This is a genomic window from Streptomyces sp. PU-14G, assembly GCF_041028275.1.
GTDB lineage: Bacteria > Actinomycetota > Actinomycetes > Streptomycetales > Streptomycetaceae > Streptomyces.
Map to the genome: position 1 here is coordinate 1 of NZ_JASKYT010000492.1, position 3822 is coordinate 3822.

4 protein-coding genes are annotated in these 3822 nt (G+C 73.9%); 2 read left to right on the forward strand and 2 right to left on the reverse strand.

From position 1 onward, the window contains the following. Nucleotides 1-290: 290 nt before the first annotated feature. The gene (locus tag AB8Z75_RS32125; protein WP_369208217.1) at nt 291-1562 is read right to left on the reverse strand and encodes a helix-turn-helix domain-containing protein; all 1272 of its coding nucleotides are present in this window, start codon (nt 1560-1562) and stop codon (nt 291-293) included. 138 nt (nt 1563-1700) lie between these two features. Beyond that, nucleotides 1701-2972 carry a helix-turn-helix domain-containing protein gene (locus AB8Z75_RS32130; RefSeq protein WP_369208221.1) on the reverse strand — a complete coding sequence of 424 codons (1272 nt, stop codon included), beginning with the start codon at nt 2970-2972 and terminating at the stop codon, nt 1701-1703. A 94-nt stretch (nt 2973-3066) separates the two neighbouring features. On the opposite strand from AB8Z75_RS32130, the gene AB8Z75_RS32135 reads away from it, so the two are divergent. Together AB8Z75_RS32135 and AB8Z75_RS32140 are read left to right on the forward strand one after the other, a co-directional pair. Next, entirely contained in the window at nt 3067-3522 is a 456-nt protein-coding gene (locus AB8Z75_RS32135) for a hypothetical protein (protein ID WP_369208219.1), read from the forward strand. Between the two features lie 83 nt (nt 3523-3605). Next, entirely contained in the window at nt 3606-3773 is a 168-nt protein-coding gene (locus tag AB8Z75_RS32140) for a DUF5670 family protein (RefSeq protein WP_114016874.1), read from the forward strand. Nucleotides 3774-3822 lie beyond the last annotated feature (49 nt).

The following is a 3822-nucleotide window of genomic DNA, read 5'->3' on the forward strand; positions in this document are numbered from 1 at the left end:
GCCCCAGCCTGTGGACCGCCCGGCGCCCCCGCCCGTACGGCACCCGCACGGCACCCCACCACACCCCGACGGGCGTGAGCGTGAACGGAGCGTGCGACGGAGGAGACCATTCCGGTACGTGGGTTGCCGCCTGTCCATGGGCTGCCGCCGGTGTGTTGTGCATGCGGTGTGGCTCCTTCCGGATGACGCCAGGAGCCGTCGACGGTAGGCCGGTGAGGGCGGGCGCGGAGGGACAGGACGTCCCCCTGTCCCGCCCTGTCCCGGTCGGTCGGGCACGGCAGGTGCGGGGCTCAGGCGACCGCGACGCCCACCGCTGACGCCAGTTCGCTCGCCTCGGTACGCAGCGCACGGGGTGCCCGGCGCCAGAGCTCGGCCGTCGCCGTACGGGCCGCAGGGGTGTACCGCACGGTCTCCGCGCCGATGCCGTGTGCCTTCTGCATGACGTGCAGAGCGGCCGTCGCGTCACCGCGCTGGAGATGGCCGCGCGCCACCTCGACCCACAGACGTGCTCTGCGCTCCGTGGACGGCATGGTGTCCGGGTCGATGTCGTCGGCGAGGGAGAGTGCCCTGCCGGAGGTGTGCAGGTCCGTCGCCACCGACACGGCGTGGAAGTCGACGTTCGCCCGGCTGAAGACGGTCGAGGGGTGCACGTAGGCCGGGGGAAGCGAGCGGGCGGCGCGGTCACCGGTGCCCCAGTACCGCCAGGCGTCGCCTTCGCGCCCCTCCCGCGCGCAGGTGACGGCGGCGTGCAGGTGGAGCGCACCGTAGACGCCGCGCCGCTCGTGCCCCGGGCCCATGCCCTCCGACTCGTCGTCCAGGTGCGGGCGCAGCAGCTCGGCGGCCTCCGTGACCGCGCGCAACGCCTGCTCCGGGTAGGAGGTCTCCCGCAGCACATTGCCCATGTTCCAGGCTGCTGCCGCGATCGCGACGGGATCGTCCGCCTGCCGCGCCGCCGCGAGCGCCCGGTCGGCGACGACCCACGCCAGCTCCGCCGGAGCCACGTACGCCGTCGCCTGACCGACCATGCGGTATGTGTCCGACAACGCCACCAGTGCCGCGCGCCGGTGCTCCGCGCCGTCACCGGACCGCGCCGCGGCCTCGGCGTCGCGGATCAGCGCGGGCAGCAGGGCACCGACCTCCGTACGGTTGCGGGCCGAGGTGTGCCACAGCCGCCACGTCTGGTCGACCCGTCCTCGCAGAGCGGCGACATCGACACCCTCCGGGGGCGGCCCCCCAGGCGTGACGCCGCGCAGCATGACGGCCGACCAGATCTCGGGCATCGCGGGGTGGTTGAGCCGGCCCAGCGGAACCGGCTGGGCCACGCCTTCGGCGCCGGTAAGCGCCGACAGGTCGGAGAGCTGGAGCCCGGCGGCGAGCCGGAGCAGGAGGGTGTAGGAATCCAGGTCCCGCTCTCCGGACTCGATCTTCTTCAGCCAGTCAGGGCCCCGTCCGCACAAACCGGCGAGCACCGCCCGCGTCATCCCCCGGGCTTCACGAAGCGCCCGCACGCGGTCACCGACACTGAGGCCCCCTGCTGCGAACTCGGGCTCCTGAGACGGCATGTGGCCTCCATTCCTCGATACCGGAACGGTACGCCCGCAGCGCTCCTCCTGGCCCGGCCACGGCCGAACCGGGAGGTCGGAGCGTCATTCGTCCGGCGGCTGACCGGCCGCTCCGTCCGCCGGGTGGGACGTGCTGTCCTACCCGGCCACGTGGAGGCGGTCGGCGAGTTCCGTCAGGGGAGAGGTGCGGCGGCGTTCGCGGGTGTGCAGGTCGGCGACGAGGCGGCGGGTGGTGCCGTGGTAGCGCATCCACTCGGGGGCGTCCCGCTCGGCTGTCAGCAGGGCGTGGGTGGCGGACTCGTTCTGGTCGAGGCCCGCGTGGGCGAGTGCGCGGTCCACGTGGAAGCGCGCGCGCCAGGTCGCCGGAAGGGCGCCCAGGCGTGGGACGGTGCGGGCGGTGGCGAGGGCCGGTGCGCAGCGGTCCATCTCCACCAGGAAGTTGACCTTGGCTACGGCGGTGTTGGTGGGGCCGAAGGGCGTGGCGTAGTCGAGTCGGTCCGCGCCGATCCCGGCGGCTGCCGCGGTCGCCATGCGCAGCAGGTCGTCCACGCGGTCGTAGTGGCGGTCGCCCTGTCGCACGACGGCCGTCGCCGCCCGCAGCAGCAGGACGCCCCACAGCGACAGGTCGAGGGGTGCGGCACGGAAACCCGGCTCGCTGCGGTCGGCGTACGAGAGGGCCACGTGCGCGGCGTCCTCCAGACGTCCCTGCTTGGTGAAGACCCACGCGAGTGTCGCCGCGCCGACGGACTCCAGGTGGGGGTCGTCGGAGCGGTGGGCCGCCGTCATGGCGCGCTCCATGGCGGTGAACGCCGCGTCCGGGTTGCCCAGCGCCGTCAGCGTGGTCGCCGCGACCTGGTACGCCTCGGCGAGTACCGCGTACGCCGCCGCCCGGTCGCGGTCGCTGCCCTCGTACGCACGGACGGCGGCGCGCGCGTCGCGGATCAGCTGGGGGAGCACGGCGCCGACCGCGCCCATGCGGCCCTCGCGCCGCGTTCCCTCGGTCGCCCGGAGGGAGGCGCGGAGTGCGCCGATGGACGGCGGGTCCTCCGGGTCCGGGTCGGGTTCGTCCGCTCGGGCTCCGATCATGCCGTGGACCGGTGACACCGCCCGGCGCAGCGCGAGCACGGACGGCGCGCTGCCGTCCGGCCTGGGCTCGAAGGTGACGGGCGACCCGACGAGTACGGACACGTCGACGTCCAGGGCGCGCGCGAGCTGGTTGAGCGTCGCCATGTGCGCCGTCTGACGCCTGTTCTGCTCCAGTTTGCGGATGGTGTCGACGCAGACCTCGGCGAGCTCCGCCAGCCGTTCCTGCGTCAGCCCGCGCCGCGTACGGAGCCGCCCGAGACGGTCACCGATGCTGCTTTCGACGCTACCGGCGCCGGCGGCACCGCGTGGTGCTCTCTGCCGCAGTCGGCCGGCCTCGTGGAAAGATGCGGGTGGCCGTGCGAGTGGATCGCGAACGGGTGGATGGCCTTTCCTGCCACGCGAGTCGGAGACAGAGTCGATGACGAGGCGCACCGTGACCATCACCGGGACCCGGACGACGGGGCACCGGGAGACCGCCCACTACGCGCAGCTGTTCGCGCACTACCTGGCCCCCTTCGCGCCGGAGGCGCACTTCCACCTCGGCGGGGCCCGCGGCATCGACAGCCTCGCGCTGGCGTGGCTGGCCGCGCACACACCGGCCCGGATCACCGTCGTGGTGCCCGGCGTACTCGACCAGCAGCCGCCCGAGGCGCGGCACGCGGTCGCCCGCGCCGGGGACCGGGTCGCGGAGCTGGTCGAGTTGGGGGCCGATCCGCTGGACGATGCCGCGTACCTGGCCAGGAACCGGTGGATGGTGGACCGCTCCGGCCTCGTCATCGGTTTCCCGGTCGGCACCAGCACCGTCTCGGGCACGTGGCAGACCCTCGACTACGCGGCCCGCCAGGACAAGGCCCGCCTGATCGTGCCGATCTAGCACGCGTCCCGGGGCGCGGGTGCGTGGCGCGGTGTGCATGGCGTGGGGGAGGCGGGGCACTCGGGCCGCGGAGGTGGATAGACATGGGACCGTTGCTGCTCGTGCTGTTGCTCGCGCTGCTGTTGTTCGGCGCGGGATTCGCGCTCAAGGCGCTGTGGTGGATCGCGGTGATCGTGCTCGTGGTGTGGCTGCTGGGCTTCGTCGTCCGGCCGACGACGGGAGGACGGCGCGGCCGTTGGTACCGCTGGTAGCGCCGCGGGGCGCTGATCCGCGTCCCTGCCCCTGCCCCTGCCCCCCCCC

Coding starts and splice junctions, on each gene's coding strand:
- AB8Z75_RS32125 (WP_369208217.1), bottom strand. CDS start 1,562: ATGCCGTCTCAGGAGCCCGAGTTCGCAGCAGGGGGCCTCAGTGTCGGT.
- AB8Z75_RS32135 (WP_369208219.1), top strand. CDS start 3,067: ATGACGAGGCGCACCGTGACCATCACCGGGACCCGGACGACGGGGCAC.
- AB8Z75_RS32140 (WP_114016874.1), top strand. CDS start 3,606: ATGGGACCGTTGCTGCTCGTGCTGTTGCTCGCGCTGCTGTTGTTCGGC.